Annotated in this window: 26 protein-coding genes, 1 tRNA gene and 1 riboswitch; of the genes, 18 read left to right on the top strand and 9 right to left on the bottom strand. The window is 38.4% G+C overall.

Annotated elements, in window-relative coordinates; translation table 11 throughout:
* Positions 1-2: 2 nt before the first annotated feature.
* Both BQ5338_RS04635 and BQ5338_RS04630 read right to left on the bottom strand, forming a co-directional pair.
* The gene (locus BQ5338_RS04635) at positions 3-1799 is read right to left on the bottom strand and encodes a PKD-like domain-containing protein (RefSeq protein ID WP_071145615.1); all 1797 of its coding nucleotides are present in this window, start codon (positions 1797-1799) and stop codon (positions 3-5) included.
* Between the two features lie 55 nt (positions 1800-1854).
* Complete coding sequence (locus BQ5338_RS04630; RefSeq protein ID WP_071145614.1) at positions 1855-2781, bottom strand: DUF4465 domain-containing protein; 927 nt, start codon at positions 2779-2781, stop codon at positions 1855-1857.
* Positions 2782-2918: 137 nt separating this feature from the next.
* Positions 2919-3139, bottom strand: a riboswitch (cobalamin riboswitch).
* A gap of 230 nt (positions 3140-3369) precedes the next feature.
* On the opposite strand from BQ5338_RS04630, the gene BQ5338_RS04625 reads away from it, so the two are divergent.
* The 6 genes from BQ5338_RS04625 (at position 3370) to BQ5338_RS04600 (ending at position 11878) form a co-directional block, all read left to right on the top strand.
* Positions 3370-4188 carry a hypothetical protein gene (locus tag BQ5338_RS04625; protein WP_139265177.1) on the top strand — a complete coding sequence of 273 codons (819 nt, stop codon included), beginning with the start codon at positions 3370-3372 and terminating at the stop codon, positions 4186-4188.
* Between the two features lie 110 nt (positions 4189-4298).
* Positions 4299-6461 carry a glycoside hydrolase family 97 protein gene (locus tag BQ5338_RS04620; protein ID WP_071145612.1) on the top strand — a complete coding sequence of 721 codons (2163 nt, stop codon included), beginning with the start codon at positions 4299-4301 and terminating at the stop codon, positions 6459-6461.
* A 198-nt stretch (positions 6462-6659) separates the two neighbouring features.
* On the top strand, positions 6660-7883 hold the full coding sequence (gene pepT / locus BQ5338_RS04615; RefSeq protein ID WP_071145879.1) for a peptidase T: 1224 nt from the start codon (positions 6660-6662) through the stop codon (positions 7881-7883).
* A gap of 16 nt (positions 7884-7899) precedes the next feature.
* Positions 7900-8985, top strand: coding sequence for a glycine cleavage system aminomethyltransferase GcvT (gene gcvT / locus BQ5338_RS04610; RefSeq protein ID WP_071145611.1), 1086 nt, complete (start codon positions 7900-7902; stop codon positions 8983-8985).
* A 146-nt stretch (positions 8986-9131) separates the two neighbouring features.
* Complete coding sequence (locus BQ5338_RS04605) at positions 9132-11411, top strand: monovalent cation:proton antiporter family protein (RefSeq protein ID WP_071145610.1); 2280 nt, start codon at positions 9132-9134, stop codon at positions 11409-11411.
* Positions 11412-11452: 41 nt separating this feature from the next.
* Complete coding sequence (locus BQ5338_RS04600) at positions 11453-11878, top strand: HIT family protein (RefSeq protein ID WP_071145609.1); 426 nt, start codon at positions 11453-11455, stop codon at positions 11876-11878.
* A gap of 130 nt (positions 11879-12008) precedes the next feature.
* Here BQ5338_RS04600 and BQ5338_RS04595 read toward each other — a convergent pair whose 3' ends face one another.
* The 4 genes from BQ5338_RS04595 to BQ5338_RS04580 form a co-directional block, all read right to left on the bottom strand.
* Complete coding sequence (locus BQ5338_RS04595; protein ID WP_071145608.1) at positions 12009-12437, bottom strand: RNA-binding S4 domain-containing protein; 429 nt, start codon at positions 12435-12437, stop codon at positions 12009-12011.
* A 2-nt stretch (positions 12438-12439) separates the two neighbouring features.
* Positions 12440-13003, bottom strand: coding sequence for an aminoacyl-tRNA hydrolase (gene pth / locus BQ5338_RS04590; protein ID WP_071145607.1), 564 nt, complete (start codon positions 13001-13003; stop codon positions 12440-12442).
* Positions 13004-13119: 116 nt separating this feature from the next.
* Positions 13120-13707: a 50S ribosomal protein L25/general stress protein Ctc gene (locus BQ5338_RS04585; RefSeq protein WP_071145606.1), complete on the bottom strand. Its 588-nt coding sequence runs from the start codon at positions 13705-13707 to the stop codon at positions 13120-13122.
* Between the two features lie 136 nt (positions 13708-13843).
* The gene (locus BQ5338_RS04580) at positions 13844-14260 is read right to left on the bottom strand and encodes a PUR family DNA/RNA-binding protein (protein WP_071145605.1); all 417 of its coding nucleotides are present in this window, start codon (positions 14258-14260) and stop codon (positions 13844-13846) included.
* A 171-nt stretch (positions 14261-14431) separates the two neighbouring features.
* On the opposite strand from BQ5338_RS04580, the gene nusB reads away from it, so the two are divergent.
* From nusB to BQ5338_RS04555, 5 genes are all read left to right on the top strand, one after another.
* Positions 14432-15358: a transcription antitermination factor NusB gene (nusB, locus tag BQ5338_RS04575; protein ID WP_071145604.1), complete on the top strand. Its 927-nt coding sequence runs from the start codon at positions 14432-14434 to the stop codon at positions 15356-15358.
* A gap of 42 nt (positions 15359-15400) precedes the next feature.
* The gene (gene yajC / locus BQ5338_RS04570; RefSeq protein ID WP_071145603.1) at positions 15401-15715 is read left to right on the top strand and encodes a preprotein translocase subunit YajC; all 315 of its coding nucleotides are present in this window, start codon (positions 15401-15403) and stop codon (positions 15713-15715) included.
* 14 nt (positions 15716-15729) lie between these two features.
* Positions 15730-16749: a CdaR family protein gene (locus BQ5338_RS04565; RefSeq protein WP_394331122.1), complete on the top strand. Its 1020-nt coding sequence runs from the start codon at positions 15730-15732 to the stop codon at positions 16747-16749.
* On the top strand, positions 16739-17320 hold the full coding sequence (coaE, locus tag BQ5338_RS04560; RefSeq protein ID WP_071145601.1) for a dephospho-CoA kinase: 582 nt from the start codon (positions 16739-16741) through the stop codon (positions 17318-17320). The genes BQ5338_RS04565 and coaE overlap by 11 nt, the downstream gene beginning before the upstream one ends.
* Before the next feature lie 114 nt (positions 17321-17434).
* Positions 17435-17860, top strand: coding sequence for a DUF5606 family protein (locus BQ5338_RS04555; protein ID WP_071145600.1), 426 nt, complete (start codon positions 17435-17437; stop codon positions 17858-17860).
* 90 nt (positions 17861-17950) lie between these two features.
* On the opposite strand, the gene pfkA is transcribed toward BQ5338_RS04555, so the two are convergent.
* The 3 genes from pfkA to cmk form a co-directional block, all read right to left on the bottom strand.
* A complete protein-coding gene (pfkA, locus tag BQ5338_RS04550) occupies positions 17951-18931 on the bottom strand; it encodes a 6-phosphofructokinase (protein ID WP_071145599.1) in 981 nt (326 codons plus the stop codon).
* Between the two features lie 87 nt (positions 18932-19018).
* Positions 19019-19924, bottom strand: a complete 906-nt coding sequence (locus BQ5338_RS04545; protein WP_071145598.1) for a 4-hydroxy-3-methylbut-2-enyl diphosphate reductase — start codon at positions 19922-19924, stop codon at positions 19019-19021.
* 33 nt (positions 19925-19957) lie between these two features.
* Positions 19958-20647, bottom strand: a complete 690-nt coding sequence (gene cmk, locus BQ5338_RS04540) for a (d)CMP kinase (protein ID WP_071145597.1) — start codon at positions 20645-20647, stop codon at positions 19958-19960.
* Positions 20648-20952: 305 nt separating this feature from the next.
* Here cmk and BQ5338_RS04535 point away from each other — a divergent pair, with 305 nt between their 5' ends.
* The 7 genes from BQ5338_RS04535 (at position 20953) to BQ5338_RS04505 (ending at position 25832) form a co-directional block, all read left to right on the top strand.
* Complete coding sequence (locus BQ5338_RS04535) at positions 20953-21636, top strand: energy transducer TonB (protein ID WP_071145878.1); 684 nt, start codon at positions 20953-20955, stop codon at positions 21634-21636.
* Positions 21637-21725: 89 nt separating this feature from the next.
* A complete protein-coding gene (locus BQ5338_RS04530; RefSeq protein WP_071145596.1) occupies positions 21726-22700 on the top strand; it encodes a polyprenyl synthetase family protein in 975 nt (324 codons plus the stop codon).
* A gap of 24 nt (positions 22701-22724) precedes the next feature.
* Entirely contained in the window at positions 22725-23447 is a 723-nt protein-coding gene (locus BQ5338_RS04525) for a hypothetical protein (protein WP_071145595.1), read from the top strand.
* Positions 23434-24210, top strand: a complete 777-nt coding sequence (locus tag BQ5338_RS04520; protein WP_071145594.1) for a TatD family hydrolase — start codon at positions 23434-23436, stop codon at positions 24208-24210. The genes BQ5338_RS04525 and BQ5338_RS04520 overlap by 14 nt, the downstream gene beginning before the upstream one ends.
* 165 nt (positions 24211-24375) lie before the next feature.
* Positions 24376-24463: transfer RNA gene (locus BQ5338_RS04515), tRNA-Ser, on the top strand.
* 82 nt (positions 24464-24545) lie between these two features.
* Positions 24546-25349, top strand: coding sequence for a MotA/TolQ/ExbB proton channel family protein (locus BQ5338_RS04510; protein WP_071145593.1), 804 nt, complete (start codon positions 24546-24548; stop codon positions 25347-25349).
* Between the two features lie 12 nt (positions 25350-25361).
* Complete coding sequence (locus tag BQ5338_RS04505; protein ID WP_071145592.1) at positions 25362-25832, top strand: hypothetical protein; 471 nt, start codon at positions 25362-25364, stop codon at positions 25830-25832.
* Positions 25833-25836 lie beyond the last annotated feature (4 nt).

The raw sequence follows: 25836 nt of genomic DNA, 5'->3' as shown, positions 1-25836 counted from the left end.
TATTATTGTTGATTAGTTATTGATAAGTCATAAAAAGAAAATACTTCGGTAGAGAGTTCACCAATAGGACCGCTTTTAGTATTAGCTCCAACCTGAACCTTGATAAAGTCTATATATTTTAAGTCGATGGAACTACCGTCACGATAGATGGCATTGGATATTTTGAAACCATTCTGCTGTCCGCTTCCGTCCACTGTGTTTCCGGCAAGGCGATCTGTTCCGTAATTATCAGCATAGCCCCAGTCGTAAGATAGGTTTTTCCAAATATTACCAACCAGTTTGTTGTTAGCTTCCAAACAAGTTCCTCGAAGAGTATAACTATCTTCCTTGATCCATTGCGGATAATAATAGTCTTGTGCATGATATTCTTGCAGATAATCAATTTTGCCAGTTGTTCCTTTTGAATCTGTCCATTGCACACTCATTCCCTTACCAGAAGGCCGATAATAGGTCACACTGTAATCTTGTGTCGTCCTTTCTTTTCCTGTTTCGCTCCCTTTGAGCTCATACCATTCATCATCAGGCAAGCCGTTTTTATTTATATCCTGCATAACCCAGATTATACCAGGTTCAGAACTACCGTCGAAGGCATTTCCTTGTATTGAAAAATCATAGGTATTAGTAGCCTTTGGTACGCTATGATCAAATCCTACGATAAGATATCCTCCGAAACCACCCAAGGAAACATAATACTTGTTGCTTAACCTTTTGGTTGCATACGCAATAGCGCTTGCCTGAGTTGTTTCATTTCCTGTGAATCCCGCAGTCTGCAGTTCATTTATAAATTGACCGGGAGCCGGAGTGTATTCATATACCTTGCTTTGTACTCTAGAGCTAGATGTAGTGGTAGAACGGAAATTATCCATTTGTTCATTATCAAAACAGTGCACCACGACTTCAGTCGAGATCGAAGTCGCAGCACGTGTGATGTTTCTTGTTAGTGCTGACTTGGTTCTTAGACTTTCTGTCACATTGACTTTTACTGTATAATCTCCTGCTGTTGCTGGAGTGAACTTATACGTGGAATTTGTTTCGCTTTCTATAACCTTTCCGTCTACACTCCACGTGTATTGTGGATTGTCAAAATATTCAAGAGTAGGGCTTAGAAAAATAGGACGTCCCAGAAATGTGTTTCTATTTGTTGATGTTTGAAAATAGGAAGGTGTTTCAAAAGTAGCTTTATAAGGCATTGTTTCAACGACCTCTACGGTAAGTTCTTTAGTCGTTTCTCCATCCACATTACTAGCTTTGATTGTAATAGGATAACTTCCAAGTTGAGATTCATTGAATGTATAAGTGATGCCGGTACCAACTACCTCACCGTTGCGAATCCATTGGCATTCAAAATTGTCTTCATCCTGATTTTGAATATCAGGAGTAAAAACATAATCTGTGCCGGATAAAACCTTCAGACCTTGCGATGGCAAAGTCATAGATATAACAGGAGGGGCTAGATTACTCACATCCACACGTAATTCTTCTTCTGCTGTCCCAACCAATGTTTCTACACGGAAAGTGATGTATACTTCTCCTTCTGTAGTCCACATTGCACTGTAGGTCGGTTCTGTGCTGACTAATTTTCCGTCAATAATCCACGAATAAATGGCATTTTGTTTGTATTCTACACTTGGAACAATAGTTACCGTCTTACCTATCTTAGTTGCGTAGACTCCCGTTTCGCTATCTAATGTTATTACAGGCTTTTGAGCAATCTCTTTCTCAATAACATCATCTCTATTACACGATACAAAGATGAAAAGGATAAGGTACAATACCCCAATAAAGTTTTTGTTTATCATAAAATGAAGAAAGAGAAGGATATTGTGATTACAATATCCTTCTTTAGATTAATAGTTAATAAATGTGTATATTGTCAATGCATAGGTAGGCCGGAGTATTCAACCCATATGTTCCGCTGTCGGAACCTACAAAGTTAAACTGTACTTTGTTAACGCTTCCCAAAGCGGAAAGGTCCCATGCCGACCAATTGGTAGAAATGGAAGTAGGAGTAGAGGTATCGTCGCGGTAATCAGCCAGGTATTTTTCTACGGGTTGTCCATTGTTGGTTGCGTTGCCATTACCATCAAAACCATAAGCCAGTACTTTGAAATATCCTTTAGCCTGTTCTAAAGAAACGGCAGATCCAGATATACCGAACTGGTTTCCGTACTTCATTACTCCATATAGGTAGGAAGAGTTGCAGATATACATCTTTTTCACTGTATATTCAACTCCGGCAGCAAAATAAAAATCAGGGTTGGACATGTAAGAAGCGTTGTATGCGTCGCTGTATCCATACATTACACCAAAATTGTTGGAACCACCATAACCGGCACCTTGATTGCTACCATCTGATGATGAGGTGTTATAAACGCTGCATTGATTTAAATATGAGTACCACCAATCGCCTGTTTTACCCACAGGGTTTGACATGATATTCCAATTAGAAATGGCAATGCCACCATTATAATAATCTTTTGACCCATTAAGGAGATTAATTTTACAGGTAAAGCCGGATGTTGCTTCATTCCATGATATAAATTTTGTACCGGAGTAACTGGAATACAAGTTTTCTCCATAAGAAGTGGGGCCTGCCAGAATGGTGTTAGCCTCATTTTCAAAATCAATGATAATGGTATCTCCGCTTATAGCGGTGCGAGTGGTTGCACTTGGCCCGTTGAGGCCATTGTAGAATCCGTCATCTTCATTGCTACATGATGCAATTAGCGAAGTTAGTGCTACCGTAGTAGCCATTAAACGAAAATAGAAAAGCTTCTTCATAAGACATAAATTTTAATTAAACAATTAAAAGTATATGCGTTATGGAATAATGAAATAGAACAAATGGAAAAATAGGACTGCAAAAGTCGGATATGAGCTATGATTCTATTTGACTCTGCCCATAATCCCGTGGCGCAAATCGTATTATAATCGAGGCAGGTCTTCTGACTTGTTCCGGTTCAACGCCTTCCCATTTTATATAAAACAGTGGCAAAGAATGTTGACCCCTTTTTACTCTCTGTTTGTAAGAGAGTAGGAACTCACAGCAACGGGTATTGTCGCCGATTTTCACGGCATTCCCTATTAATCCTCTCCGGAAACTGATGTCCGGTTTGGAACCTTGATGCGACAAATATAGCCATTATTTCTAAAATAGGGCTTCTTAATTGTTAATGATTGCTGATTTTTTTCTCTATTTAGATAAAATACCTCATGAAATAAGCATTAACATCTTTTTAAATACCAATGAATCAGAGAAAATTGTATATCTTTGGCCAACTAATTTTTATGATTTAAGTAAAATTCATGTAACTTACTAAATAATGTATAACCTATAATAATTAGGCTATAATTGTAAATAAAATAGATATGAAGTTTAAAACTTTAGCATGGACTTTGCTCGTCCTATTTTCTACTTTCAGTTTGACGTCGTGCGACAAAGACACAGAAGAACCATTAGCTTTACACGATGTGGAGAATAATTCACTTGAACTGTATTATGGAGCAAAAGGTGGTGTTACCATTGTAGGAGGAGATGGTAATTATTCTTTTTCTACCGAGTCGCCTTTAGTAAAGGCGGAGATGACTCATAGTAACTATGTCTTATTTGAGGCATTAAATGTAGGTGATGCTACTGTTACGATTACCGATCAATCGGGGCACTCTTGTGTTCTGAAGATACATATCGGTTATTACTCTATGAACATTGTTGTGGCAAAATTGGATGCAACTGTCGTTGGTGATAATATGACAGTAGGCGAACAAAAAGAATTGAAAGAAAAAGCTCTTGCGACAATTCCCGTAAAAGTGGGTGGTGGTTACAAATTTGTATATACCGGCAAAGTAAACTCGAGTTCGAGCGCAGAAGATTTGAATCCGCCTAAAAATCTGGTTTATATTTATCCTGAGACGTATGGGAAGGAGCCGATAGAGGGCACTTTTGAGAAAAAAACGATTTATAAAGAGCGTGACGGGCAAAATTTCTCCTATGATACATATACTTTGCATTATAAAGGTTTGAATCGTGCGCTTCTTTTTCTGGAGTATAAGTCTACAGGGGCGGTTGCCCGATCAGTTGAATTTAGGACTTATCAATTAGCAGAAGATCTCACAGAACAGTATAAAACGGATTACCCGAACGTGGAAGAGGTATATACCTCACAGGTTATAGGTAGCATGTATCAGTAACAAATCATGCAATCGTTTTCATAGAAAAGTCTAGGCTTTTATTTGGGTGTTTTGTTTCATTATGTATATCGTTGCTATCTTTGTGTTATTATTACCAATTAAATTGTATTATGAAGAATATCAAGCGATTATCTGCAAAGATGGCCTGCCTGTTACTGTCCTTACTGCTAAGCATGGCGGCAACAGCCGAGAGCATTACTTCACCCAACGGACTTTTGAAACTGAACTTCTCGCTTTCGTCGAAGGGAGAGCCTAGCTATGAACTGTCTTATAAAAACAAGGTGGTGATTAAACCTTCTAAGCTGGGGCTGGAGCTGAAGAACGAGCAGGGGTTGATGAACGGTTTTGCGCTAACCGATGCGAAAACTTCGACTTTTGATGAGACGTGGACGCCTGTGTGGGGCGAAGTGAAGCAGATCCGTAATCATTATAAGGAGCTGGCTGTAACGCTGAATCAACAGGCGCAGAGCAGAGATATCGTGATTCGCTTTCGTCTTTTTGATGAGGGATTGGGCTTCCGTTATGAGTTTCCTGCACAGAAGAATCTGAATTATTTTGTGATAAAGGAAGAGCATACACAGTTTGCTATGAATGGTGATCATACTGCATTCTGGATTCCGGGTGATTATGATACACAAGAGTATGATTATACGGAGTCTAAGCTCACCGAAATTCGTGGATTGATGAAAGGTGCCATAACAGAGAATGCTTCTCAGTCTCAGTTTTCTCCTACAGGGGTGCAAACAGCTTTGATGATGAAGAGTGCCGATGGTCTCTATATTAATCTGCATGAGGCTGCGTTGGTGGATTATTCTTGCATGAATCTTAATTTGGATGATAAGAACCTGATCTTTGAATCATGGTTGACTCCTGATGCCAAAGGAGATAAAGGATATATGCAAACTCCTTGTCAGTCGCCTTGGCGCACAGTGTTGGTGAGTGATGATGCACGCGATATCTTAGCTTCCAAACTGACCTTGAACTTGAATGAGCCTTGCAAGTTGGAAGATACGTCGTGGATAAAACCGGTGAAATATATCGGTGTGTGGTGGGAGATGATTACGGGTAAAAGCTCATGGGCTTATACGGATGATCTGCTTTCTGTAAAACTTGGTGAAACGGATTATACGAAAACAAAACCGAACGGACGACATGGGGCGAATAACGCCAATGTGAAACGTTATATTGACTTTGCGGCTGAACATGGGTTCGATCAGGTATTAGTGGAAGGTTGGAATCAAGGCTGGGAAGATTGGTTCGGTCATTCCAAAGATTATGTATTCGACTTCGTTACGCCTTATCCAGACTTCAATGTGAAGATGCTGCAAGGTTATGCCAACAACAAAGGTGTGCGTTTGATGATGCATCATGAAACTTCTTCTTCTGTTCGCAATTATGAACGCCACATGGATAAAGCTTATCAGTTTATGGTGGATAATGGATATAATGCTGTGAAGAGCGGCTATGTGGGCGATATCCTTCCTCGTGGTGAGCATCATTATGGCCAATGGATGAACAATCATTATCTATATGCGATTAAGAAGGCTGCCGATTATAAGATTGTAGTAAATGCACACGAGGCTGTTCGCCCTACCGGACTTTGTCGTACCTACCCTAACATGATTGGCAACGAATCGGCTCGTGGTACTGAATACGAAGCTTTTGGGGGTAGCAAACCCTTCCATACAACTTTGCTTCCCTTTACCCGTCTGATTGGTGGCCCGATGGATTATACTCCGGGTATATTTGACACAAAGCTAACTTTTTTGGGTGATGGTAAGCATAGCTTTGTACACACTACTTTGGCTAAGCAATTGGCGCTGTACGTTACTATGTATAGTCCGTTGCAGATGGCTGCTGACTTACCCGAAAGTTACGAGCGCCACTTGGATGCTTTTCGTTTTATAAAAGATGTAGCAGTAGATTGGGATGATAGCAAATATCTGGAAGCCGAACCGGGTGATTATATCACTGTGGCTCGTAAGGCAAAAGGGAGTAGCAGTTGGTTTGTTGGTGGCATTACCGACGAGAATCCACGTACGGCTACTGTTAAGCTTGATTTCCTTGATGCGGATAAGCAGTATGTAGCTACACTTTATGCTGACGGTAAGGATGCCGACTATGATACGAATCCTACCTCCTATCAGATAAAGAAAGGTCTGGTAAATGCCAAAACGAAGATTTCGACGCAATTGGCTCGTAGTGGTGGCTTTGCTTTGAGTTTGATTGAAGCTACGGCAGCGGACAAGAAAGAGATGAAAAAATGGAAATAAACAGAGGCTGATTTTTTTGAGAGAGAATTGCCTGCCCCTTTCAGATATCTTCTGGGAGGGGCTGTTTTTATTAATAAAACTTACATAGCACTGTTTCTCTATAAAGAGCGATGAAATTCTTTTGAAGTTCATCGCTCTTTATTTATCTTTACCGACAATAATATACTCCAAAAATAAATCAAAAAGAAAAATAGTATGATGAATCTGACAGAACGTTTTTTAAAGTACGTGAGTTTTGATACACAAGCTAGTGAGCTTACTAAGCTTACTCCCAGTACACCCGGACAAATGGTTTTTGCTAATTATCTCAAGGCTGAATTAGAATCTTTGGGCCTTGAAGAGATAACGCTGGATGAACATGGCTACCTTTTTGCCACGCTTCCGGCAAATATAGATAAAGAAGTTCCTACGATTGGTTTCATATCACACATGGATACCAGCCCCGATATGAGTGGAAAGGATGTTTCTCCTCGCATTGTAGAGAATTACGATGGGACGGATATTGTGCTTTGTGCAGAAGATAAAGTGGTGCTTTCTCCGACTCAGTTTCCTGAATTATTAGAGCACAAAGGAGAAGATCTGATTGTGACAAACGGGAAAACGTTACTTGGTGCTGATGATAAAGCGGGTCTGGCTGAAATAGTTTCGGCAATGGCCTATCTGATGGAGCATCCGGAGATTAAGCATGGTAGAATCCGCATCGGTTTTAATCCTGATGAGGAGATTGGCGAAGGGGCACATAAATTTGATGTCGAAAAGTTTGGCTGCGAATGGGGTTATACCATGGATGGCGGAGATGTTGGTGAACTGGAATTTGAGAATTTCAATGCAGCGGCTGCCAAAGTGACATTCAAGGGACGCAACGTGCATCCGGGTTATGCCAAGAACAAGATGATTAATTCCATGCTCATCGCCGGGAAGTTTATCTCGATGCTCCCAAGTCAGGAAACACCTCAAGAGACTCAGGATTATGAAGGCTTTTATCACCTCGTGGGTATGCAGGGGGATGTGGAACAAAGTACATTGAGTTACATTGTTCGTGATCATAGTCGTGATAAGTTTGAGAACCGTAAGATTGAGATGGCTCGGTGGGTTGCTAAAATCAATGCTGAATTTGGGGAAGGTACAGCTACATTGGAGCTGCGTGACCAATATTATAATATGCGCGAGAAGATAGAACCGGTGATGCATATCATTGATGTGGCATTTGCTGCGATGGAAGCTGTAGGAGTGAAGCCGAACGTGAAACCTATTCGTGGTGGCACAGATGGTGCGCAACTTTCATTCAAAGGACTTCCTTGCCCCAATATTTTTGCCGGTGGACTGAATTTCCACGGACGTTACGAGTTTGTGCCTATTCAGAATATGGAGAAAGCAATGAAAGTGATTGTGAAAATAGCCGAGCTAGTTGCTAGTAAATAACCTAAAACTTAATAAGATGAAAGAAACTCCATTTACAGGGAAACATGTTGCTCTTGGTGCAAAGATGCATGAGTTTGCTGGCTATAATATGCCTATTGAATATTCCGGTATTATCGACGAACACCTTACTGTTTGTAATGGGGTGGGTGTCTTCGACGTATCTCACATGGGTGAATTCTGGGTTAAAGGGCCTAAAGCATTGACTTTTCTTCAAAAGATAACATCGAATAATGTTGCTGTACTCAGTCCGGGGAAGATACAGTACACTTGTTTTCCCAATGAAGAAGGCGGAATTGTAGATGATCTACTGGTGTATCACTACGAAGCCGAGAAGTATCTGTTGGTCGTGAATGCTGCTAATATAGATAAAGATTGGCAATGGTGTGTGTCGCATAATATGGAAGGTGCAGTGCTTGAGAATGCATCCGATAATATGGCTCAACTTGCTGTGCAGGGTCCCAAAGCAATACTGGCTTTGCAGAAGCTTACGAATATAAATTTGGCTGATATTCCTTATTACACATTTGCTGTGGGTGAAGTGGCTGGTGTGAAAGAGGTCATTATCTCGAATACAGGTTATACCGGAGCGGGAGGTTTTGAACTTTATTTCTATCCCGATGTAGCTGATAAGATTTGGAAGGCCGTGTTTGAGGCTGGTGCTGAGTTTGGAATAAAACCGGTGGGACTTGGTGCGCGTGATACGCTTCGATTGGAAATGGGTTTCTGCCTTTATGGGCACGATTTGGACGATACAACTTCGCCGATTGAAGCCGGACTGGGATGGATTACGAAATTTGTGGAGGGTAAAAACTTCACTAATCGCATTGCACTCGAAAAACAAAAAACTGAAGGAGTGACTCGTAAACTCGTTGGTTTTGAGATGATAGACAGGGGTATTCCTCGTCAGGATTATGAATTGTTTGCATTGTCAGGAGAAAAGATAGGAGTGGTTACATCCGGTACCATGTCGCCCATTCGCAAGATAGGCATCGGTATGGGCTATGTAAAGCCTGAATATTCGGCTCTTGGTGCAGAACTATTTATTGATGTACGTGGGCGTAAATTGAAGGCAATGGTTGTAAAGCCACCCTTTAGAAAGTAGAATATTCTTGGATAGAAATATGTTCCCGTCTTCTGCTTAATTGTGGCAAACGGGAACTTTTTTATTGTTAAGGATATAAAATTGTCTTTTTCTTCCTTTCTATTGCTGATTTAAGTGTAATTTTGTAGCAATAAAAGTATACTTAAATGTCACATCTACCAACCCTGATAGCCGACCTAGCCTTGATCCTTGCTTGTGCCGGCATAATGACTTTATTGTTTAAGAAGCTCAAACAACCTTTGGTGTTGGGATACGTGATGGCTGGTTTCCTAGCCAGTCCACATATTGCTTTCACTGCTTCAGTTATGGATACAGCAAACATACAGACGTGGGCTGATATAGGAGTAATCTTCTTGCTGTTTGCTCTGGGACTGGAATTCAGTTTTAAAAAGATAATGAGAGTGGGAGGGACTGCTATAATAGCTGCTTGTACGATTATCTTCTGCATGATTTTGCTTGGGATTGGTGTAGGAATGTTTTTTGGTTGGGGACGAATGGACTGCTTGTTTCTGGGTGGTATGATTGCCATGTCTTCTACTACTATTATCTATAAAGCTTTTGATGACATGGGATTAGGCAAGAAAAAATTTGCCGGATTGGTGCTTAGTATCTTGATTATTGAGGATGTACTGGCTATTGTATTGATGGTTATGCTTTCTACTTTGGCTGCCAAAAGTAACTTTGAGGGAACTGAAATGTTTGAGAGCGTAAGCAAACTTGTCTTTTTCTTGATCTTATGGTTTATTGTTGGAATTTACCTGATACCCTTATTCTTGAAGCGTGTGCGCAAGTTGATGAATGAAGAAACATTGCTTATCGTCTCTTTGGCTCTTTGTTTTGGTATGGTAGTGCTTGCTGCGAAAACAGGCTTTTCGGCCGCTTTTGGTGCATTCATAATGGGCTCTATACTGGCTGAAACGGTGGAGGCAGAATCTATTAGCCGTTTGGTAAAACCTGTAAAGGATTTATTTGGTGCAATCTTTTTCGTCTCCGTAGGGATGATGGTCGATCCGAGTATGATTGTAGAATACGCCATACCTATTTTGGTGATTACGCTGATAGTGGTTCTGGGACAGTCCTTTTTCGGGACTTTCGGAGTGCTGTTGGCCGGACAGCCGTTGAAGACAGCGATGCAATGTGGATTTAGTCTAACTCAGATTGGTGAATTTGCTTTTATCATTGCTTCACTGGGTGTCTCTTTACGTGTGACGAGTGATTTTCTCTATCCTATCGTGGTGGCTGTTTCGGTAATAACGACCTTTTTCACTCCCTATATGATTCGTTTTGCGGAACCGGCATCCAATTTTGTGGACAACAAGTTACCTGGCTCTTGGAAACGATTCTTGGCACGCTATTGTCGGGGAAGTGAGACTACAATGAATTATGAGAACTTGTGGAAAAAACTACTTCTTGCTTTATTGCGGATTACCGTTGCTTATTCCGTTTTGTGTGTAGCAGTTATAGCCTTGTCTTTGAAGTTTGTACTGCCTCTTTTTGAAGCTAATCTTCCTCATTTTTGGGCGGCAATGCTTGGATCTGTCTTTATTATATTGTGTCTCTCTCCTTTCTTGCGAGCTATTGTAGTGAAGAAAAACCATTCGAAAGAATTTGTCTCTTTATGGAATGATAGCCGAATAAATCGTGGTCCGCTGGTTTCTACGATCGTTTTTCGAAGTGTTGTGGCGGTGTCATTTGTGATGTTCATTATTGCTGATTTATTTGAAGCATCCATTGGAATTGCCTTTGGTGTAGCAATATTGGTTGTAATGTCGATGGTCTACTCTCGCCGATTGAAAAGACACTCTATACTTATTGAACGACGATTTTTTCAGAACCTGCGATATCGAGATGAACAGGCTGAATATTTGGGTGAGAAGAAGCCGGCTTACGCAGGAAGACTTTTAACTCGTGATTTGCACTTGACGGATTTTGAAATTCCCGGAGCATCTATCTGGGCAGGGCAAACGTTGCTTGAGCTCAATCTGGGTAGAAGATATGATGTGCATGTGGTTTCTATTCTTCGAGGAAAGCGCCGAATTAATATTCCCGGTCCGGATGTGAGGCTTTTCCCAATGGACAAAATTCAGGTGATAGGAACAGATGAACAGTTGAACCTCTTAGCGCAAGAGATGCAAAATGTTGCATTGCTCGAAGATGATGTAGTAGAGAAGAGTACTATGACGCTGAAGCAATTTGTTGTTGATGCTGATTCTGCTTTTGTGGGAGTGAAGCTTCGCAATTCGGGCATACGGGAAAAATATCGTTGTTTGATTGTAGGAATGGAAAGAGCCGGAGATACTTTAATGACTCCTGATGTGAATGTGCCTTTTGAGGAAGGGGATGTGGTATGGGTAGTAGGAGAGAATGACGATGTACATCAATTAGTTGGTCAAAAGAATGAGAAAAGAGGCAAGGAGCATGGATAAAATTACTACTTTTGCCTCAATTAAATTATAAAATAAGTATAATGAAAAGTGATCCTAAAGAGTGTTTGTACTGCCAAAACAATGAAACGCTACACAATTTAATGATTGAGATAGCGCAATTAAGCGTGTCTCGTGTTTTCTTATTTAAAGAACAAACTTATCGCGGGCGTTGCCTTGTGGCTTACAAAGACCATGTGAACGACCTTTTTGAACTCAGCGATGATGAGCGTAATACTTTTATGGCTGATGTAGCGCGCGTGACTCGTGCGATGGATAAAGCCTTTCATCCGGAGAAGATAAATTATGGAGCTTATTCTGATAAACTCTCTCATCTTCACTTTCATTTGGCTCCAAAATATGTGGATGGACCTGATTATGGCGCTACATTCCAGATGAATCCGGGTAAGGTGTATTTGACGGATGCGGAATATCAGCAATTGATTGATGCAGTAAAAGCTCAACTATAAGTAGTAGGTAAATCCTTCTTTATGTTATGAAACTGCTTTTGTACTAAAGGAAGAGCCTGTTTGTCAATAAAATGTGCGCATTTTATGTAGGGATCTTAGATGTATTCTTCATAAAATGTGCACGTTTTGTTTATTCCTTTTTATCTTCTTCAAAGTCGAAGTCAAAGTCGAAATCGTCCAGAGAGTCCGGCGTAACGAAATCGTCTAGCGTGCGACGATCTTTCTTGGTAGGACGGCCTGTTCCGCGAGCGCGGTCAATAAATCCGGCGATCTTGCTCATCTCTAGTAGTTCATATTGGTCTGGAGTGGTAACATTCTCCATAACCTCGGGTACTAACTTAGCCCCAACTCGTTTCTCTATAGCTTGCAGTACTTTGAATGAATAAGTGATGGGTGGTTTCTTTACTTGGATTACATCGTTCGGCTTGATCATACGTGCTGCCTTTACAAATGATCCATTGATGGTTACTCTCCCTTTTTTGCAGGCTTCAGCTGCAATAGTACGGGTTTTGAATATGCGTACTGCCCACATCCACTTATCTATTCTAGCTTCCGACATAACTACTTTTTATTAAATTGGTTCATGGTATTGTCTATCCCGGCAAGGCAAAAACTCTTAATGATCTCACCGGCTGTTTGCAAGCGTTCAGGCATTGTTTTTAAATCTTCTTCTTCGAACTTGCCAATTACATAATCTATTTGTCCACCTCTTGGGTAATCATTGCCTATGCCAAAGCGCAAACGGGCATAGTTAATTGTACCCAGAGTTGCAGCGATGTGCTTCAGCCCGTTGTGACCAGCATCACTTCCTTTGTTCTTTAGGCGCAATGTGCCGAACGGGAGTGCCAAGTCATCAACAATGATAAGCACATTCTCTAATGGAATATTTTCTTTTTGCATCCAGTACCGAACGGCATTTCCACTTAGATTCATATAAGTAGAGGGCTTGAGAAGTAGTATTTGCCGACCTTTTATAGATAAGGTAGTGGTAAAGCCATAACGTCCATCGGTGAACGATTTATTGGCATCTTTCGCTAGAGCATCCACAACCATGAAGCCGATATTGTGACGAGTTTCATGATATTCGGGACCAATGTTACCTAATCCTACAATTAAGTATTTCATATTCGATAGTATTATTTATTAAAAAACGCAGACTATCGCAGATTGACACAGTTTGGATTCTGTGGTCTCTGCATTAATCTGCGTTTGTTAGTTCCCTTGAGGGATAATATTTCTGATTACTTGCCGGCAGCAGCCAAACCTCTTGCGGCACGAGTCAACTTGACAGCGCAAACAACAGATTCTTTCGTATTCAAAAGTGTCAGGCCATCATAAGAAAGTTCTCCAACTTTTACTGTTTTACCTAATCCTAAATGAGCTACATTAACAACAAGTTTCTCTGGAATGACATTAAAGAATGCTTTCACTTTCAATTTACGCATCTGCAGAGTTAATTTACCACCAGCTTTCACACCTTCAGCAAGTCCTTCCAATTGAACAGGAACGTCTATTTCAATAGGTTTAGATTCGTCAATCTGGTAAAAGTCAACATGAAGAATTGTATCTTTCACAGGGTGAAATTGAATATCTTTTAGGATAGCATTTAATTTTTTGCCATCAATATCAAGATCTACAATATAGATATGGGGAGTGTAAACTAGGTTACGAAGTGAGTCTACAGTCACTGTAAAATGGATGTTTTCACCTCCTCCGTAAATAACGCAAGGAACTCCGTTGTTTTTACGAATAGCTTTGATAGCTCTGCTCTGATCTGAAGAGCGCTCTGCAATGGTTCTTGCAGTTCCTTTTACTTCAATTGATTTCATTTTTTAATTTTTTTGTGTTACTCTAAATTAAGTTCATTTATTTGCTTAACTCTCCATCACACGATGTGGTATATCACACGATGTTGCAAAAAGCGGTGCAAAAGTACGCTTTCTTTTCTAATTATCAAAGCTTTGCTTATTCAAAATCAATATCTATCTTGATTTCGCTGCCTAAACTTTCATTAACGAGAAGAGTGTCGTCAGCGTCTTCTTTTTGCTTGAATAATTTTTGCTTATTTTCTTCGGAGTTTTCGAATCCTGAATAGGGGCCTTGCCGTTTGTCTATAAATTCAATGGCTTGAGATAATCCTGTCATAAACTTTTCAAAATCTTCTTTATAAAGGAAAATTTTGTGCTTTTCAAAGCTTACCTGAGGGTCTTCTCCTTCATTCATCACAACTTTTTTGCTCTCTGTAATGGCAAGGAACATTTCATCTTTACGATTCTTCTTTACGTCTAGGTAATAAATACGCTTGCCTGCTTTTATGGATTTAGAGAAAACAATTTCTTTGTCGTTCAAATCCATCACACTTTTCTTCTTAAAATCTTCCATGTCGTTAGGTCATCATTTTAACTTGGGCTCAAATTTGATACTTTTTTTTAAACTGTCAAAAGAAAAAGGAAGGAGAATGAAATCTCACATAAAAAAAAGTGCTTTATTTGGGCAAACTCGCTAAAAATACCTACTTTTGCAATTCGTTACTAACAGTATTGATTAAAATTTATGATTAACAGAGCTCTTATTCGTCTTAAGATCATACAAATAGTGTATGCATACTATCAGAACGGCAGTAAAAATTTAGACTCAGCGGAGAAAGAATTATTCTTCAGCCTTGCAAAGGCTTATGATTTGTACAATTATCTGCTGATGTTAATGATCGCACTGACGAACTATGCGCAAAAGCGTATTGATGTGGCTAAAGCCAAATTAGCACCTACTTCCGATGAACTGCTCCCGAATATGAAATTCGTGGAGAATAAGTTTATTGCTCAACTGGAGGTTAATAAACAACTTACAGAATTTATTAACAATCAAAAGAAGACTTGGGCAAACGATCAGGAGTTGATAAAAGAGATCTATGATAAGATTGTAGCTTCGGACATATATAAAGAGTATATGGCTTCTGAAGATTCTTCTTACGAAGCTGATCGTGAATTGTGGAGAAAGCTTTATAAGTCTCTGATTTTTAATAATGACTCTTTGGATCAGACCTTGGAAGATCAAAGTCTTTATTGGAATGATGACAAGGAAATCGTTGATACCTTTGTGCTGAAAACAATCAAACGATTTGAGGAAAAAAATGGCTCTGCCCAGCCTCTCTTGCCAGAATTTAAAGATGACGAAGATCAGGAATTTGCTCGTCGATTATTTAGACGTGCTTTATTGAATTCTGATTATTATCGCCATCTTATTGGTGATAATACAAAAAACTGGGATCTGGATCGTGTGGCTTTTATGGATGTGATTATTATGCAATGTGCCTTGGCTGAGATTCTTAGTTTTCCAAATATTCCTATAAGTGTTTCACTCAATGAATATTTGGAAATAGCTAAATTATATAGTACGCCAAAAAGTGGTGGTTTCATAAATGGAACGCTTGATGGGATTGTTAATCAATTAAAAAAAGAAGGCAAATTGGCAAAGAACTAATACCTTTGTATCTAGTAGATTAAAAACTAAAAACCGATTTTTATGAGCTTATTAACCGTATTTTTGCAAGGTGCCTCAATTGGAGGCGGTGGTAGTATGATGTGGATTATGTTGATAGCAATGTTTGCTATTATGTATTTCTTCATGATTCGTCCTCAAAATAAGAAACAGAAAGAAATTGCTAATTTTCGCAAGTCTCTTGAAGTAAATCAGAAAGTCATCACTGCAGGTGGACTACATGGTAAGATTAAGGAAGTGAATGATGATTCTGTTATTCTTGAAATAGCTGACAATGTAAAGGTTAGAATAGATAAAAATTCTGTTTTTGCCGCTGCTGCTGATGCAGTTAGCAAATAAGTATATAATCAATAATGATAATGTTCAGTAAGAACATAAAATGTCTTTATCTGAAGTCTATAAAAAGAATTAAGGGCTTTCTGTTGGGTGAAAAATACAGAGAGTTCTTAATTTTTTTGTTTTTTTTCTTTATTGCTAGTGCTTTTTGGCTTTTGCAAACTCTAAACTACGATTATGAAACAGAGTTTTCTATCCCTCTAAAATTAAAAGATGTACCTGCTAATGTGATGCTTACAGCAGATTTGCCTTCTGAGTTAACAGTAAGAGTGAAAGATAAAGGTACTGTACTGCTGAACTATATGTTGGCTAAGACTTTTTTTCCTATAATGCTTAACTTCTCGGATTATAAGGGTGCTAATAATCATGTGAGAATCAATGCCTCAGAGTTTGAAAAACAGATACTTAGCCAGTTGAATGTTTCGACTCGTCTTCTTACTGTGAAGCCTGCTGTTTTAGAATACATTTATTCAACGGGTAAGTCTAAATTTGTTCCAGTTAGGTTATTGGGGAAAATTGGTCTGGATCGCCAATATTATATCTCTGATACCGTTTTTTCTCCTGATTCAGTACTTGTATATGCCCCAAATACTATATTGGATACAATAACAGCTGCTTATACACAACAATTGTTATTAGACCATATCTCTGATACATTAAAGCGTCAAGTTTCTCTAAATAGAGTGAGAGGCGCTAAGTTTGTTCCTAATTCTGTTGGACTGACTTTACCGGTAGATATTTATACGGAAAAGACTGTTGATGTACCTATTTATGGTATTAACTTTCCGGCTGACAAGGTGCTACGTACTTTCCCTTCTAAGGTTCAAATTACTTTTCAAGTGGGGCTGCGACATTTCCATAATATGACTGCTAATGATTTTGTGCTGAATGTTTCGTATGAAGAGTTGTTTCATCTGGGTTCAGAGAAGTATACTGTGAAGTTAAAGACAATTCCTCATGGTGCTAGTCGAGTACGTATTTCTCCTGCGCAAGTGGATTTTTTAATAGAACAACTCTCTCCCTCTAATGAGCATTAAATTAGGTGTTACTGGCGGAATAGGCAGTGGAAAGAGTGTTGTTTCTCACTTGCTTGCAATGATGGGGATTCCGATGTATATCGCTGACGTTGAATCTAAGCGGCTAACGTTAGAAGATCCGTTGATTCGTGATTCATTAATTTCATTACTGGGAAGTGATCTTTATCGGAATGGGGAGTTTAATAAAGCTTTGCTAGCTTCGTATATTTTTGACTATCCGGAAAATCTGAATGTGGTGAATGGTATTATTCATCCGAGGGTAAAAGATGATTTTACGCAGTGGACACATAAACATACTGCTTTTAAAGTATTAGGAATGGAGGCCGCAATTTTGATTGAAGCGGGCTTTTCTCAAGAAGTTGATAAAATTGTACTTGTCTATACTCCACTTAATACTCGATTGGAGAGGACAATGTTGCGTGATTCTACGTCTCGTGAACAGGTAATGAAGCGCATCCAGAGTCAAGTGAACGACGAGGAAAAGATGAAGATGGTCGATTTTATTATTTATAATGATGGTGAAACGCCTCTAATTCCACAAGTAATATCGCTTATTAATAGTTTAGGATGAGGGATGTTTCCTAATATTTGTTTAATTGGTTGATTTTTATCGTCTTTGGGTTGCTCATATCGGCCTCGAATATTACTTTTGCTCCGCAATAATTTAAATAAAGTAAAACATACTATGTTGAAAACTATCTTGTCTATCTCCGGAAAGCCGGGGTTGTATAAATTGATTTCTCAAGGAAAGAGCATGCTGATTGTGGAATCTGTATCTGCTGAGAAAAAGCGTATTCCGGCATACGGAAACGAAAAAATTGTTTCATTAGGAGATATAGCGATGTATACTGCAGAAACAGAGGTTCCATTGAAAGACGTTTTTACTTCCATTAAAAATAAAGAAAATGGCGGGTCTGCCTCTATTGATTTGAAGAAAGCAGACGCAAGCCAGTTACGTGCGTATTTGGCAGAAGTACTTCCTGATTTTGATCGCGATAGAGTTTATGTAACGGATATCAAGAAACTAATTTCGTGGTATAATATACTTGTTGCAAATGGAATTACGGAATTTGATGCCGCACAAGAAGTAACAGAGGTAACTGCTGAATAAATCTTTTGCATTTACAGAAAATGGCGCAGAAATAATTACTATTTCTGCGCCATTTTCTGTAAATCACCTAAATGTGAGATAGGTTGTTTATCAGATAGATAATTCTCTTAGCACATTAACCAACTCTTTCTTAATTGGCTTATCATTCTTTATGGCTTTTGTGAATGGGACGTATACAATTTCATCATTCTCAATACCAATCATGACATTGCGTTGGTCTTCCATAATAGCATCAATAGCGGCTGCACCAAGTCTGCTAGCCAGAATGCGATCGTGAGCAGACGGGCTCCCGCCACGTTGTAGGTGTCCAAGTATAGTAACACGAACATCATAACCCGGATATTCATTCTTGACACGTTCTGCATAATGCATAGCACCTCCTGTAAGTTCGCTTTCAGCTACTATGACGATGCTACTGTTTTTTGTTTTTCGGAATCCATTTTTTATGAATTCTTCCAATTGGTCTACTTCGGTGCTGAATTCAGGAATGATAGCAGCTTCTGCGCCAGAAGCGATTGCTCCGTTCAATGCTAAAAAACCGGCATCTCTTCCCATTACTTCGACGAAGAAAAGGCGGTCATGGGAGGTTGCTGTATCACGTATCTTATCTACAGCTTCTAATATTGTATTCAAGGCCGTGTCATATCCAATCGTTGTATCAGTTCCATAGAGGTCATTGTCTATAGTACCGGGCAAGCCAATGCACGGAACATTATGTTCTTGGGCAAAGATGCGAGCACCAGTTAGTGATCCATCCCCCCCTATTACAACTAATGCATCAATACCTTCTTTTTGCATAGTTTCGTATGCTGTTTGACGTCCTTCAGGAGTAGTAAACTCTTTACAGCGTGCGGTCTTTAAAATGGTACCACCTAGCTGTATAATATTACTTACGTTCTGACTTTTAAACTCGATGATTTCACCTGTGATAAGTCCTCTGTAACCTCTATAAATCCCTTTTACCCGCAATCCATTATATATTGCAGCGCGTGTAACTGCACGAATTGCTGCATTCATGCCTGGAGCATCTCCCCCAGAGGTTAAAATACCAACACATTTAACTGTTCCCATAACAACCTTTTTTTTGATAATTTGCAATGCAAAGTTAGCAAAAAGCTGGACTAATTATCTTTCTTTTATCTCAAAGTATGGTTTGCTTTAATAAATAACGTTAATATCCTTGGTCTGTAATTGGGATTTTATATATATGTAAATTTCTTCCATTAGCCATTTGGGAGTAGAGGTTGCTCCGCAGATGCCAATAGATTTTGCTTTTTTGCAGAGTGATAGATCTATTTCTTTAATGCTCTCTATAAGATATGAGTTTGGATTTAAATTCTTGCACTCATTGAAGAGCACTTTCCCGTTCGAACTTTTTTTTCCGCTTACGAGAAATATTAAGTCGTGAGAAGCAGCGAAATTACGAATATTAGGAATTCTGTTTGCTACTTGCCGACAAATTGTATCGTAATATTCAAAGGTTGCTTCAGGAGATATGTGTTCCTCGATATATTCTACAATTCTTTTGAATCCATCAAGCGATTTAGTTGTTTGAGAATATAATCGAATATCCTTGCTGAAGTCTAGTTTTTCTGCTTCTTCAAAATGTTCTATCACGATAGCTTCACCTGTAGTCTGCCCAACAAGGCCTAAAACTTCAGCATGCCCATTCTTTCCGTAGATAACAATTTGTTTCTCTTTAGTGCTTTTTTCTTCAGGCTTGTTTTCAATAGATTCTTGTTTAATTCGCTTTTGTAAACGTAGTACAACAGGACATGTTGCATCGATGATTTCTATATTGTTTTTTCGAGCAATTTCATATGTTTCTGGAGGTTCTCCGTGTGCACGCAAAAGGACTTTTACGTCGTGGAGTTTTTTGAATTCTTCGTGGTCTATAGTAACAAGACCTATTGTTTCTAGTCGCTCTACTTCTCGTCCATTATGTACTATGTCGCCAAGGCAATATAATGTTCTTCCATTGGATAACTCTTCTTCCGCTTTTTTTATGGCTTTGACGACCCCAAAGCAAAAGCCTGAGCCTTCGTCTATTTCTACTTTCGTCATACTTTTTTTTATTTTTTTATGGCTTGCCGCTTTTTATTCTTTTGTAACTTTATTAAATTGTTCAATAAGCCATACTTGCTGTTGCTGAATAGTCATTTTACTATTGTCTAGTAAAATTGCATCGTCTGCTTTGCGCAGAGGGCTTATTTCGCGGTTTTGGTCTATAAAATCTCTTTCTCTTACATTTTTTATGATTTCCTCAAAACTGGCATTCAGCCCTTTGTTTTTTAGCTCGTCATACCTGCGCTGAGCACGAATTTCGGCAGAAGCAGTTACGTAAATCTTAAGTTCGGCATCAGGAAAGACTGTAGTGCCAATGTCGCGTCCGTCCATTACAATCCCTTTTGCTTTCCCCATTGCTTGTTGTTGTTTAACCATTGCTTCGCGTACAAAATCGAGAGTACTAATTGGACTTACTTTTGAAGAAACATCCATTGAGCGAATTTTGTTTTCGACGTTTATTCCATTTAAACGAGTGTTTGGTTGCTGGGTAGTAGGGTCAATTAAAAAAGAAATATGGATATCTTTGATGCGTTGTTTGAGTTCTGTTATATTAATTTGTTCATTGTTGATGAGCTTATTTTCTATGCTGTAGAGTGTTACTGCACGATACATTGCACCGCTATCAATATATATATAGCCTATTTTTTTTGCTAAATCTTTGGCCATTGTACTTTTTCCACAAGAAGAAAATCCATCAATTGCAATTACTATTTTTTTCATTCTTTTATTTTTTATAGTTATACTTATGAATAAGTTCAAGATTGAAGAGGAGATTCATTATTCTTGCCAAAGATACAGCATTTCACAAATATCAGCATTATATTTACATTGATTAATAGTGAAAAGAAAGAGGTCTTTAATCTGGTGGCCAACTAATATTTCTACCTTTTGATGTGTCTGAAGAATTAAAAAAATAAAAATGAGTGGCTGATTTTGCAAAAAAAAAAAGGTAAAGAGCCTGTTTATTGGAAAATGTATTATATTTGCCAAATAAGGAGAACACGTTAAAAATATATATTGTAATTATGGAAATTAAAAAATCACCTAAAGCTGATTTGGAAAACAAGAAGTCGACTTGGCTACTTGTTGGATATGTGGTGGTATTAGCCTTTATGTTTGTTGCGTTTGAATGGACGAGACGTGACATTAAGATTGATACCAGCCAAGCACTTACTGATGTCGTTTTTGAAGAGGAAATTATTCCTATCACGCAGCAGGAAGAAAAGTTACCTCCTCCTCCTCCTGAAGCACCTCCTGTGGCTGAAATTTTAAACATTGTTGATGATAAAACGAACATTAAGGAAACGGCAATTGCTTCGACAGAAGATACGGGCGCTAAAGTGGAAGTTAAGTATGTGCCAGTAAAAGTGGTAGAAGAAGAACCTGAAGAACAAACTATTTTTCAGGTAGTAGAAGTTATGCCTGAATTCCCCGGTGGACAAGCTGCTCTGATGCAATTCTTGGCAAAGAATATTAAATATCCGACTATAGCCCAAGAAAATGGTACTCAAGGTCGTGTAATTGTTCAGTTTGTGGTGAATAAGGATGGCTCTGTTGTTGATCCAGTTGTTGTTCGTAGCGTTGACCCTTATTTAGATAAGGAAGCTCTTCGTGTGATTCGTACTATGCCTAAATGGAAACCAGGGCAACAAAGAGGTAAGGCTGTACGTGTAAAGTATACAGTGCCTGTGATGTTTAGATTGCAATAAAATCTTAATAATAGATTAAATAAAGAGGCTGCTATATATAGGCAGCCTCTTTATTTAAATAAATACCGTTCTTAACTTTATCTACTATAATGTTTACAGCTCCTCAATTACTTAATCTTATTAATACTTATCTGTCAGAATTGAAATATGATCGGGCACCGCATAATTTATATGAACCAATTAAATATGTATTAGCTGTAGGAGGGAAACGCATACGTCCGGTTCTTATGATGATGGCTTATAATTTATATAAAGATGATATTTCGGATATTCTTCCTTGTGCTACAGGAATTGAAATGTATCATAATTATACGCTCTTGCATGATGACCTGATGGATCGGGCTGATGTAAGGCGCGGCAAAAAGACCGTTCATCGGGTTTGGGATGATAATACAGCCATATTATCAGGCGATGCTATGTTGGTGTTGTCATACCAACATATTTGTAGTAGTCACTCTGCATACTTGAATGAAATCTTAGATTTATTCTCATCTACTGCACTGCAGATATGCGAAGGCCAACAATTAGACATGGATTTTGAGTTGCGTAATAATGTGACTGAAGATGATTATATTGAAATGATTAGCTTGAAGACTGCTGTGCTGCTTGCCGCTAGTTTAAAAATCGGTGCTATTCTTGGTGGTGCACCTAAAAAGGATTCGGATCTTTTATACAATGTGGGCCTCTATACGGGTCTGGCTTTTCAGTTGAAAGATGATCTTTTGGATGTATATGGAGATCCTATTGTTTTTGGAAAGAAACTAGGGGGAGATATTCTTTGTAATAAGAAAACTTATCTGCTTATAAAATCTCTACAGATGGTAAATGATAATCAGTCTTTAGAACTGAATAAATGGATAAATGCTACCGCATTCATCCCCGAAGAAAAAATTGTTGCTATTAAGAATATATATGACGAGTTAGGAGTTATGCGCTTTTGCGAAGAAAAAATGCATTTATATTATCAGAAGGCTTTGGATAACTTAGACAAGATTACTCTTACTGCTGACAGAAGAGAAGTCTTAGAAAAATTGATTCATGCTTTAATGCTCCGAGAAATTTAGGCCTACTTAAAAAAGATTAATGATATGCCCTATAGACGATTACCTAATACAGATCAAGCTCGAATTCGAGCTTTGAAATCGGCTGTTGATAAAGGAAATATGTGGAGTATGTCTAATTTGGTTATCTCTTTGAAAACGCTTTCTGAAGCGCATAGCTTTTTGGGGAAATTTCAAACAGCGCACTCTTACTATAGAGAATGTTATGTAAATCAGGCAAAAGGGAGTCGTAAACATTTGGTGAATGTGAAGATGGCGCGTTTGTATGTTTCCCATTTTATTCAAGTCCTCAATCTTTCAGTACTCCGTTCTGAGATAAAAACTGCGTATAAAGAAATGTATGGTTTGCCCGCAGATGCCTCTAATGTTCCTGATTTAATGAGTGAGCTTTCAATTGTTGAGTGGGGAAGTAAGATCATTAAGGGAGAGATGCAAAGGACTTCTCAAGGAGGCATCCCTATTTATAATCCTACTATTGCTAAAGTTAAAGTACATTATGATATTTTTCTTGAAGGGTATGAACGGCAGAAAAATCTGCAGGCCTTGACTTCTCGTAGTCTTGATAAACTCGCTTCTATGAGGCCGAAAGCTGATGAGATTATATTGGATATTTGGAATCAGGTAGAGGCAAGATATGAAGAATTGCAGCCTAACGAGGTACGATTGGATAAATGTCGTGAATATGGGATTGTTTATTATTATCGTATAGGAGAAAAAGCTATTGAAGATTTGCCCGATGAAGATGATTGATTCACATTCACATTTGTTTTTAGAAGAGTTTCTTGTTGATTTGCCGCAGGTAATTGAGAGAGCACGTATTGCTGGCATCTCCCATATTTTGATGCCCAATATTGATAGTACTACTATTGAAAGTATGCTGGCAACTTGTGATATGTATAAAGGGTATTGTTTTCCTATGATTGGATTACATCCTACTAGTGTTGGTGAAAGGTATGAACAGGAACTTAATGTTGTGATTGAGAATCTAAATATGCATTCTTCTTTTATTGCAATAGGCGAAATAGGAATTGATTTGTATTGGGACAAAACGTATTTAGAACAACAGTTAGTCGTATTCGAACGGCAAGTGCAACTTGCTTTAGAATATCATTTGCCTATTGTTATACATTGTCGAGAGGCCTTTGACTATATTTATAATGTTCTGAGCAAATATAAAAACTCTGCTTTGACGGGTGTCTTTCATAGTTTTATGGGGACGATTGAAGAGGCTGAACTAATTATGGAGCTAGGGAACTTTATGTTTGGTATTAATGGGGTGATAACTTTCAAAAAATCATTTTTGCCAGATACCCTAAAGACGATTCCTTTGGAGCGCATCATTCTGGAAACCGATTCACCTTATTTGGCTCCAGTACCGCATCGTGGAAAAAGAAATGAAAGTGCTTTTCTCAAAGATGTCCTAGCCAAGGTAGCGGAAGTCTATCAATTGTGTCCGGAAATCGTGGCTGCTCAAACGTCGGAAAACGTAATAAGAATGTTTGGAATACGCTAATAAATTAAGCCAGATTTTAAAGTTTATTAATTTTGGTATTTTATTTAAGATTAAAAAGAGATGATGCTATGAAAAAAGAAAAAAAAGAATACATTTGTAATTATAATGATCTGTAGATTCCTAGATTTATAGATTTGACTTAATTTTTTGAAGATATAATTACTAGGAGAGGTGCTCGAGTGGCTGAAGAGGCACGCCTGGAAAGCGTGTATGCGCCTAAAGTGCATCGCGGGTTCGAATCCCGCTCTCTCCGCAAGGTTTGTGATAGATAGTGATAGAAAGACAGAATATAAGTAAATATAATAATTAAATTAATTTTAAAAATTAGACACACAATGAAAAGATTATCTTTAATTCTTGCCGTGATTGGAGTCATTGCATTTGGCTCAATTCAATTTGCTCAAGCACAAGATGCTCCTGCAGCAGAACAAGCTACTCCTGCTGTTGATCAGCCAGCTGCTGCAGCTGATGCAACACCAACTACAGCTCCTGCAGAAGGTGGAATTCATAAAGAACTTAAGGTTAAATTTATCGAAGGTTCTGCATTCTTTATGAGTTTCGTTGCTATTGCTTTAGTTATTGGTTTGGCTTTCTGTATTGAAAGAATTATTTATTTAAGCTTAGCTGAAGTTAACTCGAAGAAGTTAATCTTAGCTGTTGAGGCTGCTTTGGAAAAAGGAGATGTTGAGGCTGCTAAAGATGTTTGTCGTAACACCAGAGGACCTATTGCATCTATTTTCTATCAAGGCTTGCTGAGAGTTGATCAAGGAATTGATGTTGTGGAGAAATCGGTTGTATCTTATGGTGGCGTTCAAGCTGGTTATCTGGAAAAAGGATGTTCTTGGATTACCTTATTTATTGCCATGGCTCCATCTTTAGGGTTCTTAGGTACAGTAATTGGTATGGTACAAGCGTTTGATAAAATCCAACAGGTGGGTGACATTTCTCCTACAGTTGTTGCTGGAGGTATGAAAGTGGCTTTGATCACTACCATTTTTGGTTTGATTGTTGCTTTGATTCTTCAACTTTTCTATAACTATATTCTTTCAAAAATTGAAGCTTTAACAAGTGATATGGAAGATTCTTCTATTACATTACTTGATATGGTTATTAAATACAATCTGAAATACAAAAAATAATTAATCCGAGATATGAAAATTAAGATTCAAAAAATTTCCAGCTCGGTACTTTACGTAATACTAGCTATTACGTTGGTAATAGTGGGCTTATTCTTCTTGGGTGGAGAAGATCTTAACCCTATTGTACCCGATATGTCACAGCCAGTATATACTGACTCTTTGATTTACTGGGTGTATGCTCTATTAAGTGCTACTATAGTTATAACACTTGTGGCAGCAATATATCAATTTGCAATGAACTTTATTCATTCTCCTAAGGATGCAATAAAATCTTTATTTGGTATCGTTATATTAATGGGCGTTTTGATCGTTTCGTGGAGTATTGGTGATGCTCAACCTTTATCTATGCCAGGATATAGCGGTGCAGATAATGTAGCATTTTGGTTAAAGATAACCGATATGTTCTTGTATACCATTTATATAATGATGGCTCTCCTAATACTATTAATATTTGGTTTTGGAGTTGCTAAGAAATTGAAATAATTAA

This window comes from Bacteroides ihuae, from assembly GCF_900104585.1.
Taxonomy (GTDB): Bacteria; Bacteroidota; Bacteroidia; order Bacteroidales; family Bacteroidaceae; genus Bacteroides; species Bacteroides ihuae.
This window is presented reverse-complemented; position numbering and strand designations above follow the sequence as displayed.

Coding starts and splice junctions, on each gene's coding strand:
- pth (WP_071145607.1), bottom strand. CDS start 13,003: ATGAAATACTTAATTGTAGGATTAGGTAACATTGGTCCCGAATATCAT.
- BQ5338_RS04535 (WP_071145878.1), top strand. CDS start 20,953: ATGGAAATTAAAAAATCACCTAAAGCTGATTTGGAAAACAAGAAGTCG.
- pfkA (WP_071145599.1), bottom strand. CDS start 18,931: ATGGGAACAGTTAAATGTGTTGGTATTTTAACCTCTGGGGGAGATGCT.
- coaE (WP_071145601.1), top strand. CDS start 16,739: ATGAGCATTAAATTAGGTGTTACTGGCGGAATAGGCAGTGGAAAGAGT.
- nusB (WP_071145604.1), top strand. CDS start 14,432: ATGATTAACAGAGCTCTTATTCGTCTTAAGATCATACAAATAGTGTAT.
- BQ5338_RS04510 (WP_071145593.1), top strand. CDS start 24,546: ATGAAAAGATTATCTTTAATTCTTGCCGTGATTGGAGTCATTGCATTT.
- BQ5338_RS04530 (WP_071145596.1), top strand. CDS start 21,726: ATGTTTACAGCTCCTCAATTACTTAATCTTATTAATACTTATCTGTCA.
- BQ5338_RS04525 (WP_071145595.1), top strand. CDS start 22,725: ATGCCCTATAGACGATTACCTAATACAGATCAAGCTCGAATTCGAGCT.
- BQ5338_RS04600 (WP_071145609.1), top strand. CDS start 11,453: ATGAAAAGTGATCCTAAAGAGTGTTTGTACTGCCAAAACAATGAAACG.
- BQ5338_RS04545 (WP_071145598.1), bottom strand. CDS start 19,924: ATGACGAAAGTAGAAATAGACGAAGGCTCAGGCTTTTGCTTTGGGGTC.
- BQ5338_RS04555 (WP_071145600.1), top strand. CDS start 17,435: ATGTTGAAAACTATCTTGTCTATCTCCGGAAAGCCGGGGTTGTATAAA.
- BQ5338_RS04635 (WP_071145615.1), bottom strand. CDS start 1,799: ATGATAAACAAAAACTTTATTGGGGTATTGTACCTTATCCTTTTCATC.
- BQ5338_RS04625 (WP_139265177.1), top strand. CDS start 3,370: ATGAAGTTTAAAACTTTAGCATGGACTTTGCTCGTCCTATTTTCTACT.
- BQ5338_RS04595 (WP_071145608.1), bottom strand. CDS start 12,437: ATGTCGGAAGCTAGAATAGATAAGTGGATGTGGGCAGTACGCATATTC.
- BQ5338_RS04620 (WP_071145612.1), top strand. CDS start 4,299: ATGAAGAATATCAAGCGATTATCTGCAAAGATGGCCTGCCTGTTACTG.
- BQ5338_RS04520 (WP_071145594.1), top strand. CDS start 23,434: ATGAAGATGATTGATTCACATTCACATTTGTTTTTAGAAGAGTTTCTT.
- BQ5338_RS04580 (WP_071145605.1), bottom strand. CDS start 14,260: ATGGAAGATTTTAAGAAGAAAAGTGTGATGGATTTGAACGACAAAGAA.
- yajC (WP_071145603.1), top strand. CDS start 15,401: ATGAGCTTATTAACCGTATTTTTGCAAGGTGCCTCAATTGGAGGCGGT.
- BQ5338_RS04585 (WP_071145606.1), bottom strand. CDS start 13,707: ATGAAATCAATTGAAGTAAAAGGAACTGCAAGAACCATTGCAGAGCGC.
- cmk (WP_071145597.1), bottom strand. CDS start 20,647: ATGAAAAAAATAGTAATTGCAATTGATGGATTTTCTTCTTGTGGAAAA.
- gcvT (WP_071145611.1), top strand. CDS start 7,900: ATGAAAGAAACTCCATTTACAGGGAAACATGTTGCTCTTGGTGCAAAG.
- BQ5338_RS04505 (WP_071145592.1), top strand. CDS start 25,362: ATGAAAATTAAGATTCAAAAAATTTCCAGCTCGGTACTTTACGTAATA.
- pepT (WP_071145879.1), top strand. CDS start 6,660: ATGAATCTGACAGAACGTTTTTTAAAGTACGTGAGTTTTGATACACAA.
- BQ5338_RS04565 (WP_394331122.1), top strand. CDS start 15,730: ATGATAATGTTCAGTAAGAACATAAAATGTCTTTATCTGAAGTCTATA.
- BQ5338_RS04605 (WP_071145610.1), top strand. CDS start 9,132: ATGTCACATCTACCAACCCTGATAGCCGACCTAGCCTTGATCCTTGCT.
- BQ5338_RS04630 (WP_071145614.1), bottom strand. CDS start 2,781: ATGAAGAAGCTTTTCTATTTTCGTTTAATGGCTACTACGGTAGCACTA.